The sequence below is a fragment of the Halostagnicola sp. A-GB9-2 genome, from assembly GCF_030068615.1.
GTDB lineage: Archaea > Halobacteriota > Halobacteria > Halobacteriales > Natrialbaceae > Halostagnicola.
On record NZ_JASJOC010000007.1, the window covers coordinates 41,575 to 56,999 of the forward strand.

Consider the following 15,425-nt stretch of genomic DNA (forward strand, 5'->3'; position numbering starts at 1 on the left):
GTCGATCACCACTGCCACGGACGAATACCGGTCCTGCCCGAATATCGATTCCACTCCCGATCACCGATTCCACGGGAGCGCGTACGTCGGATCGTTCGTGAACCGATCCAGCTCCGCCGAGAGAGACAGGCGAGTACCCGACGGTATCGAGACGCGAAGGGTGTTCGAGTCGACGCGCGACGATCCGTCGTTGTAGCTGACGGTCTCGAACTCGTGTTCGGCGTAGGCACCCGCCTGCACGATCAGTTCGCGGTCTCGCCCACCACCGTTGACGAGCGTCAGATCGATGCCGTCAGCATCGACGTTCGTGACGAGTGCGGCAACGTCTTCGGGTAACCCGGGCCGTTGGCGGCCCGCATCGAAGTGACGAATCTGTGCCATCACGAGTCCGCCGTAGTACACCGGCTGTGGGGCACCCATCGTCAGTTGAAGCAAACCGCGGTGGAAGACGGGGTTTCGGTCGCGAAGGTAGTCCTCGTCCAACTCTGCCCGAGCGGTATCCTCCCGGCGCATAAGCTCGAGTTGTTCCTGGACGCGCTCGTGATTCGCTTTCATGAGACGCGAGGGGTAATCGGGAAACTCGCCGTCGAGGTAGGCGAGCCAGGCGTACTCGTGGCCCGCACCGTGCTTGGTCGACGCTCTCGGGTCCACGCGCCGCCAATCCTGTTTGCTCCAGTCTCGAAGCCGACGGACCCGTTCACGGTCGGCGTCGGACATCGACATGTACCAGAGGTGAACGGCGTAGGGGTCGTCCCTATGGGGTTTGAACTCGTACCAGCCGTCGCGCCACAGCACTTCGCCATCGTCTTCGGTGAGGACGCCGCCTGCGTCGTAGTGGTAGTCCCCTTCGCCGCCGTACTTGTGTGGAACGTAGAGCGTGTCGTGGACCGCATCCTCGCTCACCTCGATCCCGTTTTCGATGAGGATATCGAGTTGCGAGCGCGGGAACTCGAGAAACTCTCTCTCACCCTCGAGCAGAACGGCGTTCTCCGCCGCGACCATCGGGCCGATGCCAACATAGTGCCAGCCGCCCCACGACCAGCCGTAGTAGCCGCCGTACCACCGCCCGTCAGTGTACTCGCCGATCTCGCCCGATCGTCCGACGTTGTCAGGGATGATCCCGCCGTTTTCCGCCGTTCGCTCGCGCCAGGCCTCGAGATAGGTGATCGCCCACTCCCGGTACGTCTCGTCTCCGGTGTGGAGATACGCGTTGGTCATCAGGCTCGTAATGTTGAGATTGAGCGGGATATCCCCTTTTCCACACCGTTCGTTCAACACCTCGAAGAGCCGATCTTCGGTCCCGGGATCGAGAAGATCTGCGGCCTCCTCGAACTCGAGGTCTCGCCAGGGAAGGCCGTGACTCGCCCACCGGTAGTCGGCACCGTACGGATGGTGTTCGTACGCCGAAAAATCGGCGTGATCCGGCCCCGCTCCACCGTTCATCGGACCGCGAACGAGGCGATTCTCCGCGTCGTAATTGTTCGCGTCTGCGTCGTCGAAGTACAGCCCAGCGAACCGCTCGGCCCGTTCGACGACGGCTGCGTCGTCCGGAGCCGCCAGCCCCATGTTGTACGTGTACAGATTCCCCTCGCCCATGTGGAACCAGTCTCGACAGTGTTCGAACTCGTCGACAACCATCGGATGCCCGAACGGCGTCGGAGTCTCGCTCGCCCGGCGCAGGGCACCGTTGTACACGTCTCGAGCGTGCTCGAGAACTGATTCGTCGCCGCCCATCGCGTAGACCAGTGGCCAATTGTACACTCCCTCCACGATATCGTCGAAGCCGTCGGAGCCGACGTGACCGTCGGGAGGCCACAGCGGCTCGCCGCTGTCAGCAACGTAGTCGTCTACGAAGCGGTCGACCGACGTTCGCATCACCTCGAAGAGGCTTCGTTGGAGCCTCGACCACTCGGGCTGGGTTTTCCGCTGCGTACGTGCCGTTATCTCGAACATATACAGTAGACGCGTCTGATATACTCATTAATATTTGGGTCAACGAGCGTCGACAGGTGTGACACCTTCGTCGGGCCATCCCGGTTGAATCGGCGATTTCGGTAATCTCGTATTGGCCACCAGTTGTTCCCTTATCGGGAACGGTTTCCGTCGGGCAATTACAGCCATATCTATGTAATTACAATCGGCCGTCGGAATCTCGAGACTGAGTAAGGGACAAACGCAACCGCACAGTATATCAGAACCGTACCGCACCCTATCGAATGTGAGTAACACGATCAGGGGATGAACGAATCACTCGTTCGGTATCCGAGAACAGTTCGAAACACAACGACGAACCGAAAATCAGTTCAGTCACGAACCAGCGGCGAGAGAGAACTGAGCGGTGCGGTTCGCCTTCACACCAGACATCGAGTATGTTCCCATCTACGGAACGGGGAAGTGGCCAAAACAGCCGTATCACGCCCTTAGCGACAATGTTCAGACCGCGACGAGCAAAACACTTTTGTAGGGAGAAACTGATTTTGGAGGTAGCATGAAGTTTGGAATCTTCCCGACAGAGGGTGGTGACTCCTGGGACGGAGTCAACGAAACGTGTCGACGCGCGGAGAGCGTCGGTTTCCGATCGTGCTGGGTGAACGACCATCAGGCGACGGAGGGAGACAATTACTGGCCGTCTCCCCTGACACGGCTCACGAGCATCGGAACCGCGACCGACGAGCTCGAGTTAGTCACGTCGGTCTTGATTCTCCCGCTGTATCACCCGCTTCACGTCGCCCAACGTGCTGCGATGCTCGACAACATTTCGGGCGGACGACTGACGCTGGGGGTCGGACTCGGCTATGTCGAAAAGGAGTTCGACGCGTTCGACGCGCCGATGGACGAACGCGCCGGTCGAATGATCGAGGGCATTCGATTCATTGATGAGTTTCTCAGTTCGGAAGAGCCGATTTCCTACGAGTGCCCGTTCTTCGAGGTCGAAGACTGGCAACCGCTTCCGAAGACGGTACAGAATCCACGTCCATCGCTCTGGATCGGCGGCTGGGGGGACAAACAGATCGCTCGCTCGGTCAAATTTAGCGACGCGTGGGTTCCGGGCGTCGTCGCAGACCTTGAGACCGTACAAGATCGAAAGGAGAAACAACGAGCGGTCGCCGACGAACGGGGTGTCGACTGGGCCTCGGTCGAACATCCGCTCATGCGCGAGGCCGTCATCGGCCGGACCGAGGCGGAAGTCAGAGAGCGCAGAGAATACGTCCACCGAACGTATCGCGACGAATATGGCGGGGAGTTTTCGCATCCGCTGATGACCGCTGATTCCGTCGAACAGTTCGAATCGTTAGCCGAGGACCGGTTTATCTACGGAACGCCCGAACAGATAGTCGAACAGATCGAAGATATACGCGACCGGTTCCCGCTCGATCACCTGGCGCTCCGATTCCATCATTCGGGGATGTCGACGGAGATGGTTCGAGACCAGATCGAACTGTTCGGCGACGAAGTCATCCCCGAGTTCAGCTGAGACGAATTGGAACGAGCCGTTCGATAAACGGATCAAGAGCCAAACAGCGTATTTCAGCGTTATAACGCCGACCAGAAGCGTTTTCCGAAAGAGTGAGCACACTTCGGACGGCTCCCCCTCGAGGACCAACACTGTCAGCGAACTCGACTTCCTGCTATCAAATTATAGACGATGTCTACATGGAAACAACATAGTATTGTTGGGTGGTTTTTAAAATAGCTTGTTTGCTTATGGTTTATTCAGGTAGAAACTGCTGAGTATTTACCTCCGGAACAATTCGTCTGCAACACACTGAGAGGGCAATCATGAACGAAAGATCGGGGAGTACCGATTCCAACTGGCTCAAGGTAAATGAATCGAACGAGTCAGAAAACCGATCACGCTTGTGCGAATTACCCTCGATATACTGGAAATATTCGTGCTTGGTATCCGGATATACAGCTCATTTGGAAGCCATACCAACGGGATTTGATTCAAGCCAATTGTCGTGGACGAGTACAGCCATAATCAAATAATAGTTTAGGTAGTGATATTTATATACAAATGGTACAATACTGCGACGGTAACCGATTGTCTCGCATGCGTAACGGATAAAGTTCGTGCGCGCACCTCACCGGTCACCGGACCACTATACCACAAGAGCAGAATCGGCTCAGTTAGTCGGTTGGAGGAATCAGGATACCCGACGCACAATCGACACGAAGTCAGAGAGGGTCGCCGGTGACATTCAGTGAGCTACGACGGCTATGGTAGTCCGGTCGTATCGATTCGATATGTGGGCAGACGACCGTCGACGACCCAATTATTTGGTTATCGCCCCTCCTTATGAATGATGTGATTTTTCGTACGTCAATCCTTCAACAACGGTTCGTGCAACGAAACGCTCTCCTCGAACCCGACCGCCTCGTATTTCGCCGTCGGCCACTCATCCGTCGACGTGAGGACATCGACTCCGTTACCTCCGGCCTCGAGGAGGACCGTCTCCTCGCACTTCGTTCCCTGAATCGTCGGGTTCCAGGCGAAGGGCATCGGCGCGCAAATCGGCATCGCCGAACCGGGTGTAGCCGTCCACTCGCGGCTCTCGTAGCCGATTTCGCCACCCTGGTGGTGCTGACGCCACTCGTTAGCGTATCCGGTCTCGGCGTACGCCTCCTGAATCGCGTCGAAGACGTCGCCTGCAGTCCCACCAGTTCGTGACGCTTCGGCGGTCGCAGCGATGGCCGTCGCGGCAACTCGAGCCGTCGCTTCGTGACGTTCGCGGAACCACTCCGGCAGATCGAACGCCACCGTCCTTGTAACGGCGACGTTGTGGCCGCCGCGTCGAGCGACGACCGTGAGATGCCCGAACTCGTTCAACGGGGCGGCCGTGGGCGTGAAGTGTCGTTCTCGCATCGACCGGTCGGAACCGCCCACGAGAACCACCGGCGCGGCGAATCCTCGAGTTGAGAGTTCGCGTCGAAGCGCCGTTGCAGCCTCCCGTTCCGTGGTCTCGGCAGTCACCTCGTTCCCGACCGCTTCGACGGCACGTGTCGTCTCGAGACAAGCGGTTCGATACCGATCGATCTCGGCGCTTGGAAGCGGCGCTCGAAGCGGGGACGGGTCGACCGTCTGCATTCCATCGATTCGGACATCCGCTCCTGCCGGTGAGCAACCACGTTCGGCCACGGCATCCGACAGCGGCGACTCGTGCCACTCGTACTGTTCTGGTTCGATATCGAGGGGAGAATCGTCGAGTCGCGGGAGTTCTTCCGCTCGAATACGATCGATTTCATTGTTCGGCGCGAGCAACCGAACGGACGATCCGTCCGCGGGGATACCGAGCGCGGCGACGCCAGTAGCACTCGCTTCATCGACGACGGTAGTCCCACCCGCGAACCAGGCGACGTTCTCCGGTCGAAGGAGCCACAGTTCGGAGAGTGCGCGTTCGTCGAGTTCAGTCCGGATACGATCGTGTTTGACACTTGCAGGAGCACTCATATCGTTCATACCGTCTATCTCGAGTATAAGTCTTTCTCGACAGTCGTAATAGAGAAACTCATTCGTCGAGACGTGGACGCGCGTCCCTTAGTTTTCCGAGAACGTTACACGGACGATCGAAAACGGCGGAACGGAGACGGTCGTCGAGCGACCATCGACGGAAACGGAATTTTGGGATGGAACCACGGTTTCCGGCTCTTCGAACGTGTTTTCCGCGGCCATCGTCTCGCCGGCGAGCGTCGTGACCGTCGCCTCCGGGCCGGGATCGAATCCGTCCTCGAGTTCGATCGTGGCGTCAATCTCCCCGGCCGTCGCGTCGCGGTGGACCAATTCGACGACCAGTTCGTCGCCCGACCGGCTCGAGACTGCGAGTGGATCGAGAACGGGAACCGCCGAGACGGTGGGGAGTTCCCCGAACAGGTCTTCAGTGTCGGTCGCGAACGCCGTCTCGGTATCGTAGGTATCACAGCTGAGTTCGACCGCCAGCGGCCTCGCGTCAAATAGCGACGACCCCATTCGGTGATAGTAGTAACACGGATCCGCCCAGACGCGTTCGTGGTGCTTCCGAAGCCCGCCACCGTGGTTTCCGGCACCCGAGTGAGTGAGCATGTCGACGGCACCCGAACGAACGCTCTCGTGGACGAACGTCGCGTCGTAGACGGCCTCGGAAACGGATTTGTTGGTCGGTAGTTCCGGCGACTCTTCTATGCCCTCCCACTGTTCCCGATCCGGGAACGTAAAGAGCTGTAACTCGGTGAGCGCGATCCGCGGGTCGTCGACGTCGGCCGCCCGCATGTCCTCGAGAACGTCGTCGTACTCGTCCATCACCTGATCGGCGAGCGCCATGTGAGCGTTGTACAGTTCGGTTTGGTCGGTCTCCGGTCCGACGTGCGTTCCGACGAGAACGTGGTCAGTGAGCCAATCAACACGATCCGCGGCCGTCGACAGAACGGGATCGTTCCAGTCGGTCAGCCGGTTTCCACACGCCAGTACTTCGATATCGTCGTCCACATCGACCATCGCTTCGTGAAATCGGGCGAATCGATCCGCGTAGCCGTCGGGTGTCGTCCAACTGACTTGCCACGGGCCGTACACCTCGTTTCCGACCTCCCAGTAGGTAACATCGAAGGACTCCGGATGGCCGTGTGCCGCGCGGAGCGCGCCCATGGCCGTCTCCGTGGAGCCGTTACAGTACTCGACCCATCGGGCGGCCTCCTCGGCGGACCCGTCCCCAGCATTGACGCAGATCATCGGCTCGCAGCCGATCCGTTCGCAGAACTCCAGAAACTCGACCGTTCCGAACAGGTTCGGCTCGAGGCCGTCCCATGCCGGATTTGGCTTCGTCGGTCGTTCCTCGGTCGGACCGACGCCATCTCGCCAGCGATAGCCCGAAACGAAGTTGCCGCCGGGCCACCGAAACACGGGTAACTCTGCGTCGCGGAGATACTCGACTATTTCCGGGTCGGCCCTATCGACGTGATCGTCCGGATACAACAGCGCCGCGTCGAGTACGACGTTTGCCGGCGAGTCGGTCGTCACGCTGAAGGCGAAAAGCGTGTCACGACCGGTCTCGATATCGTCCGGAACCCGAAGGTCGAAGTCAATACTATCCCACGATTTATCTACGGACACCGTGGTGTCGTCGAGGGTGCGCTTGAGTTCGCCCGTCGGCCCGACTTCGCGGAGCGAAACGGTGAGCGTCGTCGGCGACGCGGCTCGGGCCGTGATCGATCCTTCGAAATCGTGCGTGCGATGGGTCGGAAGATGACACCACTGGGCGATGCCGGCCGAATGCTCCAGCGACCGATCGTCCGCCGATTCAGAGCAGGGAGAGAGTTCCGTAGCCGATACCTCGAGGCGCTGAGCACGGTCGCCGGCGATTCCCACGTCCGGGCTCGTCGTGATGTCGACGCCGTCGATCTCGGCGACCCCGTTGATCTCGTCGTCGCCGACCGGGAACCACCAGAGGGCGGTCGCGCTACGGTAGGCCTCGATGAGCCGGGTCGAGTCGGGATACTCTCGAGTATCGGCGTACGCTTCGATTCGTTCAGCTTTCGTCTCGGCGTCGTGGACAGACGGTCGTCCGCCATCGACGGACGCGTGTTCGACCTGGAACTTCCAGTTTCCGAACGTCGGGTTGTGGAGGATTTGGGCGGTGAAGGAATTCTTCGCGTTCCGCGTCGAATAGAGGTGTTCACCGAACTTTCCGAACAGTTTCGGATCGATCGGTTCTGCGGAACGCTCCGTCGGATCGACCACGATCGTCGCCGTATCGCCGTGGTCGTCGTCGCTGGCCGCCGGGTGGTGCGTTAACAACTGTCGACTCGTCATAGTTATGAATTTTCGCCGAGGGTAATAAGTTCATTCCTCCCGGAACGATCGAAGAACGTTGCTCCACGAGGGAAGATCCCACGGAAGACTCGACCGCCGACCGCTATGGCTCGTCCAATATTGTAACGACCGGTCGATCAGCGTCCAACAGTACCGATTGGGTGACGCTCCCGAACAACGCCTTCCCGACTGGGGAACGAGACCGACCGCCGATGACGAGGTAATTCGCGCCAACCTCGTCAGCGTAGCCAAGAATTTCCTCGGCGGGATCGCCTACTCGACCGACAGGTTCGTAGTCGTCGGTGACGCCCGAGGAGACATCGGCGATGACTTCCTCGGCGAGTTTCTGCGCTTGCTCTGCGGACAGGGATTCGACCTCGTTCATGTACTGGTTGACGAGGTAGGCGTGGTCGCCCGCCTCGTAGACGAGGATCACCTCGAGCGGTTCGTCGAACCGTTCGGCGAGCGTGCTCCCTTCGGAAATGACGCTATCCGAGCCGTCCTCCCCGTCGATCGCTGCGATGATTGTCATACGCAGACGATTTCACGTCGACCCGTAAATAGATTTGCGCCCGAAAAGGACCGTCGGAGACGAGAAGGATAGAAACGAGAGACAAACGGATACTAGGTCAGCGGGAAGAGCGACGAGAGAACCATCACGACGGCGAACCCAGTAATTGAGACGATTGTGGTAAGCGCGGTCCAGATTTTGAACGTCTCCTCCTGGGTCAATCCGCCGATTTCTTTGACGATCCAGAATCCGCTGTCGTTGTACCAGGAGAAAATCGTTCCACCTGCCCCGATGATCATGACGAGGTAAACGGGGTGGACCGACAGGTCACCGACGAGCGGAGCCATAATGCCTGCAGTCGTGAGGAGGGCGACCGTGGCCGACCCCTGGGCAATACGGATCGTCGCGGCGATAACGAATCCGGCGACCAATAGCGGAATGCCGATACCTTCCAACGTGGTCGCGATGTAGTCACCGATTCCAGACAGCGCGAGCATCCCGCCGAAGGCACCACCGGCGGCGGTGATCGCAGCAATGTGTCCGCCGCTCTGAAGCGATTCGACTAGTTCGTCGGACCACACCTCTCGGCTGAGCGATTCCATCCGGTAGTAGGTGATCGCCGCGGCGAGGGCGGCGGCGGTCAACGCGATGTTCGCATCACCGACAAAGCTAGATGCCACGTCCGCAGCGCCACCTTCGACGAGGAATCCGGCTTCGATCAACGTATCCACCGTCGTGTTCGAGGCGATCAAAAACACCGCCAGCAAAATTGGAAGCATCGCTTCGACCATCCCCGGTAATTTGGCTGTCGGACGGTCGGCCAACTCCTCGACGCGTTCGACCGACGAACCCATCGTCTCTCGAAGCGGAATCTCCATCTTGCTGTTGATCCACTTTCCGTACAGGACACCAGAAACGAATACCGTGGGAAGAGCAACGACGAGACCCACCAATATCGTCGCGCCGACATCGACGCCGAGCTCGAGCGCCACTGCGAGCGGTCCGGGCGTCGGCGGGATAAAGCCGTGTGCCGTTACTCCGGCCGCGCCGACGATAGTGATGAACAGGGCGTAATCTCGGCCCGTTCGTGCACGCATCGAACGGGCCAACGGCGCTAGCAAAAAGAACACGTTGTCGAAGAAGACGGGGATAGCGAGTACGCCGCTCGAGCCACCCAATGCGAGATATGAGTTCCCCTCGCTCGTAAACGATTGGAACCAACGAACGATTCGTTCTGCGGCACCGCTTTCCATCATCGTTTTCCCGATTATGGCAGCCATGAGAATCGGGATACCGATGCTGATCATCGTCTCACCGAAGCCGGTTGCCGTCTCCTCAGGAACCTGGCTCAACGGCACTTCGGCCGTCGCCGCACCGACGACAATCGTCGCGATTACCAGCCCGATAAACGCGGGGACGCGCAACCAGACCAGCAACGCGACGACGACTATCAGCCCGATTCCGAAGACAACGAGTGGGTTTTCGAATGCCATACTCACACATTCAGAGGCACTATAAAATAATCTTTGGTGATTATATCCACACATTACCGAAGCCGAGGAGTCAATCACCACTATCCGTTGTTCGACAAAAAGAGAATTTGCTGAACGATCAACAGAGTCCAGAGACCGTCGGAACTTACTCTCGAAGGACACTCACGTCAAAGACTGGCTTACAGGTGTCGCCCGCCAAAAAAGCCTCGAACGCCTCGTCGGCCTCGAGAAGCGAATACCGGTCGTCGAGAAACGTCTCGAGGTCGACATCGCCGGATTCGATGAGTCTGAGCGATCGTTCGAAGTCCTCCCACGTCGAGGCGTAGGAACACTGAAGATCGATTTCGGCTCTGACCAACGGCGAGTACGCCATCGTGGTCTCACCGGTCTGGCCGACCATCACGATCTGACCGCCCTTCCGAACCTCATCGACGGACATCGTCAGTCCGGAGGGATGTCCGGTGGTGTCGAAGACGACGTCGTAGCCGGCTCCGTCGGTCAGTTCGTCACGAATACCCTCGAGATCGTCTTCTTCGACGTTGAGCGTCGGGAATCCGAGCTCTTCGGCGAGTGGGAGTCGATAACTCGTGTCGCTACCGACGCCTGCGACGACGACGTCACCGCCCTGAGAGTCCGCTATCTGTGCAGTCAGGAGACCGATCGGACCTGGTCCCGCAACGAGCACGCGGTCGCCAGCCCCGACTCGAGAGTTCTGGATGACCGCTCGAGCGCCGATACTTGTCGGCTCGACGAGCGCGGCGTGTCGCGGATCGACCCCGTCCTGAACGTGCTGGAGGGCGGTTTCCGGAACGGCGATGTAGCCAGCGTACGCGCCGTCGTGATCGACGCCGGTGATCACCGCGTCCTGACAGACGTTTTCCTCTCCGAGCTTACACTGATAGCACTCTCCACAACCCCTGATGGGGCGCTCGACGACTCGATCGCCGGTCTGGAACTCCGTGACGTCGTCGCCGGCCTCGACGACGGTCCCGGTGTACTCGTGCCCGATGACGGTCGGAAGCGCCATTCGTTCGAAGGCGGATTTGAACTTGTAGATTCCCGCATCGCTGCCACAGAGACCCGCGTAGTCGACTTCTATCAGCGCTTCTCCCGGACCTGGATCGGGGCGCTGTCGATCGACGAGTTCCATCTGCCCGTACTCTCGGCTCGTTTTCGCAAGTGCGCGCATACTGTCGACTGGTCGGTCGAGTGGTATAATTCTATTGGACCGTCTCGACGCTGGGAACGGATCATGTTCGAAGAGCTATTCGAGATCGACGCGTTCGTCGCGTTCGGCCGCCTCGTGGATCGCTCGAATCGTTCGCATGTCCTCGAGCCCGTGGCGACCGTCCGGAAGGATCGGTTCGCCGCCGAGCACTCGATCGGCGAAGTAGTCGAACTCCTCGCGCATCTCTTCGACCGCGCCATAATCGACGTCCTCGAATTCGGCACGGAGGCTTCCCGAAGAGAGGTGAAGCGTCGCCTCGCCGTGGAACGCGGGGGCGAGTTCGATCGTTCCCTCGGTGCCGATTATTTTGAGTTGCGTATCCGTCTGGGCGTGTTGACTGGTCGTACAGACGACCGGCAGATCGCCCTCGAGAGTCAGCGTAAACGTCGCGTTCTGGTCGGGAACGTCGCTAAAGGCGTCCGCGGACGAGGACATTCGAGCGCTGACGGCGATCGGATCCCGCTCAAGGAGGAATCGAGCGGTATTGATCGGATAGATACCAAGATCCATCACGGACGTCCCGTATCCGGTAACGTCGGAATCGAGCCGCCACTGATCGGGGTCGGGATTCATCTCGAGAATCGGTTGGGTATTGTTTCCGTAGACGTGCGTCGGTTCCCCAATGAAGCCGTCGTCGATCAACTCCTTGGCTCGGCGAACCGCCGGTTCGGTGTGCATTCGGTAGGCAGTCATCAGCGGAATGTCGGCCGCTTCAGCCGCCTCGACGAGTCGTTCGGCGCGCTCGACGCTGGCCTCGAGTGGTTTCTCACAGAGCACCGCCTTCCCCAGGTCAGCGGCGGTTTCGACGTACTCGAGGTGATAGGCGTTGGGCGTGCCGACGTAGATCGCGTCGTAGGAGTCGACCGCGGCGCCGTCGTGGAAGTCGGCATACGTGAGACCGCGTTCGACGTCGTTTTCGTCCGCCAGGCGATCGGCCTTCTCCTGAGTCGAACTGACGAGTACGCTCGTTTCGCAGTGGGACGTCTGTTCGATCGCGGGGATAACGACATCGACTGTCCACCAGCCGAGACCGACGAGAGCGAAGCGAACTGTGCCGTCTGCCCCCGTTTCCCAGTCGCGTTCTTCGAACCGGCCGAGCACGGAATGTGTTTCCATAGGAGAGCGTTTCGCTCGAGGGGAATAAAATCGTTCGGTGTGCTCGGGGCGGCTGCCTCGAAGCGTTTCGTGGGTCTCGTTCGTCAGTGCCCCGCTACACAGCAGGCTATAGACGCCGAGTCGGAAAACCGACGGGGCGGCAGACACCACAACGGGGACGGACGTGATCCAAACACGCTTGCGCGATCCTTTCCCGTTCGTTAACGAGAATGGCATTATCTATGAGAGAGTTACTGTTCCCATATCAAAAACACTCTTCCGGAAACAGGCAAGTGGTAGTGGTAATCCGATATCGACGGGGGATCCTGAGTAGAACACTGGTGAATTACGGACAATATTTACACTCGTATTGTTGTATATTCGGGATATCCTCGGTCGGAACACGCACGGAAAGGGCGTCTCTTCCATCACAGTTCTATCAGAGGATTCAATATGAAATCGGCACGCACAAGAGTGGTACCGGATCAGCAGACCTATTAATATAGTGGCCCGGAAATCGATTGCTATCAGTAGTCACCCACTTCCGTTCCCGATTACAAACCGATTGTTCATATATGGAGAACAGAGTTTTCGATAGAGCCGTAACCGACGAAAGTCCCGAGGACGATATCGGATCGTTCACCGCCAACAGATTCGCTTCGTGGCGCCACACGCCGGCGATCGATGCATTCCGCGATCTCGGCTACCCTCGACATTGTCTGGATTCGGTAAAAAAGCGTCCGCGACGCTCGCCTCGAGTTGACGCAACTATCTCATCAACTATCACAAAAACGAAGAACCGCAAGTCCAACAGTTTACGCCTCGTCGTTCACGTTTCGTCGAACAACGCGGAGCCAGCTCCGCGAGCTTGACTCGGCTTACGCCTCGTCAAACAACGCAAATCAAAGATTTGCGACCACGACGAAGCATAGCTTCGTCGAACAACGCTGAGTGAAACTCAGCGAGCTTGACTCGGCTTACGCCTCGTCAAACAACGTCTCACCATCAACCATATGCTCGGAGACGGCGTCGAGGTCTAGAGTCAACCCGAGACCGGGCTTTTCCGGAATTTCCATCCGACCGTTCTCGATCAGTCCGTCTTCTTCGACGAGGTCCTCCCACCAGCCGAGCTGATAGGAGTGATACTCGAGCGCAAGCGAGTTCGGAATCGCCGCCGCGACCTGCGCCGAGGCCATCGTTCCGATCGGCGAGGAGACGTTGTGCATCGCGACCGGAACGTAGTAGAGGTCCGCGAGGTCGGCCACCTTTCTGGTCTCGCGCATTCCGCCGACGCGTGGAAGGTCTGGCGCGATGATATCGACCGACTGCTCTTCAAGAAGCTGTCGTTGGCCGTGTGTTCGGTAGACGTTCTCGCCGACGGTGATCGGCGTGGTCGTCGACTGTGTGACCTCCCGCTGGACGTCGTGATTTTCCGGCGGGACCGGATCTTCGAGCCACCAGACGTCGTAGGGCTCGAGCTCTCGAGCGAGCCGTTTGGCCGAGCCCGCAGAAAAGGACCAGTGACAGTCGAAGGCAACGTCGGCGCGGTCGCCGACGCGTTCGGTGACTTCGCGGACGATCTCGGCCTTGTGATCGATTTCGGGGCCACGGAGGTGGCGGTTCGCACGGTCTTTCTCGTGTCCCGAGGGGACATCGAGATCGAACTTGATCGCGTCGTAGCCGAGCTCCTCGACGACGCGTTCGCCCTCGTCGGCACAGGCGATCGGGTCGGCTTCGTCTTCGGTGTGTAGATCACAGTAGACCCGAACCTCGTCACGGTACTTGCCCCCAACCAGCTGGTATGCGGGCACATCGAGGATTTTGCCGGCGACATCGTGAAGCGCGATTTCGATTCCGGAAATCGCCGAAATGACTTTCCCGGAAATCGAGCCCTCGCCGGACATCTTCTGGATGAGGTGTTCGTATAGTCGATCAATGTCGAGCGGGTTTTCGCCGATCAGGAACGGCGTCATTCGTTCGATGATCGCATCATCACCGCCGCCCCAGTAGGATTCGCCCGTTCCAACGAGTCCGGCGTCGGTGTAGACGCGAACGAGAATCCAGGGGTAGTTCCCGTCGACCATCGTCGTTTGGACGTCCGTGATTTCGACATCCCGCGGACCGCGGTCGGCGGTCAACTCCATCGTCTCGGATGAGAGATCGCGCATGGTATACTCTGCGTTCGGATCGCGTAGCGTCCGGTAGTTCGGCATACAACTGCGTTTTACTCCTCATGGTATATCACGTTTGGCATGTCGGATATTTACAGGACCACTGCCGCCGCCCCGAACGAAACGGCGGGAGCGGTGGATTTTAGCTCCTCCGCGTCAACGAGAACGATAGATGTCGAACCTGAAAACCGTGATCCTCGGCGGGAACCGCTTTCCGTTTCACCGGATCGAACGACTCGGGCCGCCGGTCAAACGATTTCTGGAGAACCGAGAGATTGAAGCCACCGTCACTACCGACCGAGAAATACTCGCAACTGATCGCATACGCGAGTTCGACGTCCTCGTCGACTTTACGACGGACAGCACGTTCGACGAACCACAGAAATCTAGCCTCTGTTCGTTCGTCGAAGACGGCGGCGGGTACGTCGGCATCCACGGCGCTGCGGATCTGACGACAACGGCCGAGGAAAACCGCGACGAACCAGTTCCCGAACTCCGAACGCTCCTCGGCGGGCACTTTCTCACCCACCCCGAGCAGACGACGTTCGACGTAACCGTCGTCGATACCCATCATCCAATTACAGCAGACCTAGACGGTTTTTCCGTCTGGGATGAACCGTACGTTCTCGAGTACGACGACGACGTGCGAGTGCTCGCACGCATGGATCATCCGGAGAACGGAGACATGCCGGTCGCATGGGTGAAATCTCACGGCGACGGTCGCGTGTTCTACTGCTCGCTCGGACACGACCTCCCGGCGATCAGGAACGAGGGGGTGCGTTCGCTGCTTGAGCGGGGGATCCGTTGGGCGACTAGAAACAACTGACTACCTGTCTATCAGCTTAGCCACACGATCCTGAGCCACCCCGTGAGAGAGACATGGATAGAGTGAAACAGGATTCACGTTTGTTCACTATCGTTTCCGAGGGAAACATCGCGTCTCGTCGTCACTCGGAAGGAATCAGACCAACGGTACGTTTCACCACAGCAACGTCACGCTTCGGGTGTAGCGTCTTGGTGGAAGCGCCACGCACCGTACCGACAGCGCCAGCAGTGATGAAAAGTAACTTTTCGAGGAAGGACAGGAACCTCCAAGGTAACAGCAACTCGTTACTCGAGGTCGAGAATCCCGACACCGACGAAA

10 protein-coding genes are annotated in these 15,425 nt (G+C 58.9%); 2 read left to right on the plus strand and 8 right to left on the minus strand.

Features of this window, described 5'->3' with window-relative positions:
- Positions 1-60: 60 nt before the first annotated feature.
- Positions 61-1,953, minus strand: a complete 1,893-nt coding sequence (locus tag QNM96_RS16465) for a hypothetical protein (RefSeq protein WP_283837709.1) — start codon at positions 1,951-1,953, stop codon at positions 61-63.
- A 535-nt stretch (positions 1,954-2,488) separates the two neighbouring features.
- Between QNM96_RS16465 and QNM96_RS16470 the strand changes: the two genes are divergently transcribed.
- Positions 2,489-3,475: an LLM class flavin-dependent oxidoreductase gene (locus QNM96_RS16470; protein WP_283837710.1), complete on the plus strand. Its 987-nt coding sequence runs from the start codon at positions 2,489-2,491 to the stop codon at positions 3,473-3,475.
- An 849-nt stretch (positions 3,476-4,324) separates the two neighbouring features.
- Here the strand turns inward: QNM96_RS16470 and QNM96_RS16475 are convergent.
- From QNM96_RS16475 to QNM96_RS16505, 7 genes are all read right to left on the minus strand, one after another.
- Positions 4,325-5,452, minus strand: a complete 1,128-nt coding sequence (locus QNM96_RS16475) for a M24 family metallopeptidase (protein ID WP_283837711.1) — start codon at positions 5,450-5,452, stop codon at positions 4,325-4,327.
- 87 nt (positions 5,453-5,539) lie between these two features.
- The gene (locus tag QNM96_RS16480) at positions 5,540-7,783 is read right to left on the minus strand and encodes an alpha-L-arabinofuranosidase C-terminal domain-containing protein (protein ID WP_283837712.1); all 2,244 of its coding nucleotides are present in this window, start codon (positions 7,781-7,783) and stop codon (positions 5,540-5,542) included.
- Positions 7,784-7,886: 103 nt separating this feature from the next.
- The gene (locus QNM96_RS16485; RefSeq protein WP_283837713.1) at positions 7,887-8,315 is read right to left on the minus strand and encodes a universal stress protein; all 429 of its coding nucleotides are present in this window, start codon (positions 8,313-8,315) and stop codon (positions 7,887-7,889) included.
- Positions 8,316-8,407: 92 nt separating this feature from the next.
- Positions 8,408-9,787 carry an SLC13 family permease gene (locus QNM96_RS16490; protein ID WP_283837714.1) on the minus strand — a complete coding sequence of 460 codons (1,380 nt, stop codon included), beginning with the start codon at positions 9,785-9,787 and terminating at the stop codon, positions 8,408-8,410.
- A gap of 145 nt (positions 9,788-9,932) precedes the next feature.
- Positions 9,933-10,976 carry an alcohol dehydrogenase catalytic domain-containing protein gene (locus tag QNM96_RS16495; RefSeq protein WP_283837715.1) on the minus strand — a complete coding sequence of 348 codons (1,044 nt, stop codon included), beginning with the start codon at positions 10,974-10,976 and terminating at the stop codon, positions 9,933-9,935.
- A gap of 75 nt (positions 10,977-11,051) precedes the next feature.
- Positions 11,052-12,131 carry a D-xylose 1-dehydrogenase Gfo6 gene (gene gfo6 / locus QNM96_RS16500; protein WP_283837716.1) on the minus strand — a complete coding sequence of 360 codons (1,080 nt, stop codon included), beginning with the start codon at positions 12,129-12,131 and terminating at the stop codon, positions 11,052-11,054.
- A 956-nt stretch (positions 12,132-13,087) separates the two neighbouring features.
- Positions 13,088-14,323, minus strand: a complete 1,236-nt coding sequence (locus QNM96_RS16505) for a mandelate racemase/muconate lactonizing enzyme family protein (RefSeq protein WP_283837719.1) — start codon at positions 14,321-14,323, stop codon at positions 13,088-13,090.
- Positions 14,324-14,453: 130 nt separating this feature from the next.
- Here QNM96_RS16505 and QNM96_RS16510 point away from each other — a divergent pair, with 130 nt between their 5' ends.
- Entirely contained in the window at positions 14,454-15,107 is a 654-nt protein-coding gene (locus QNM96_RS16510; protein ID WP_283837720.1) for a ThuA domain-containing protein, read from the plus strand.
- Positions 15,108-15,425 lie beyond the last annotated feature (318 nt).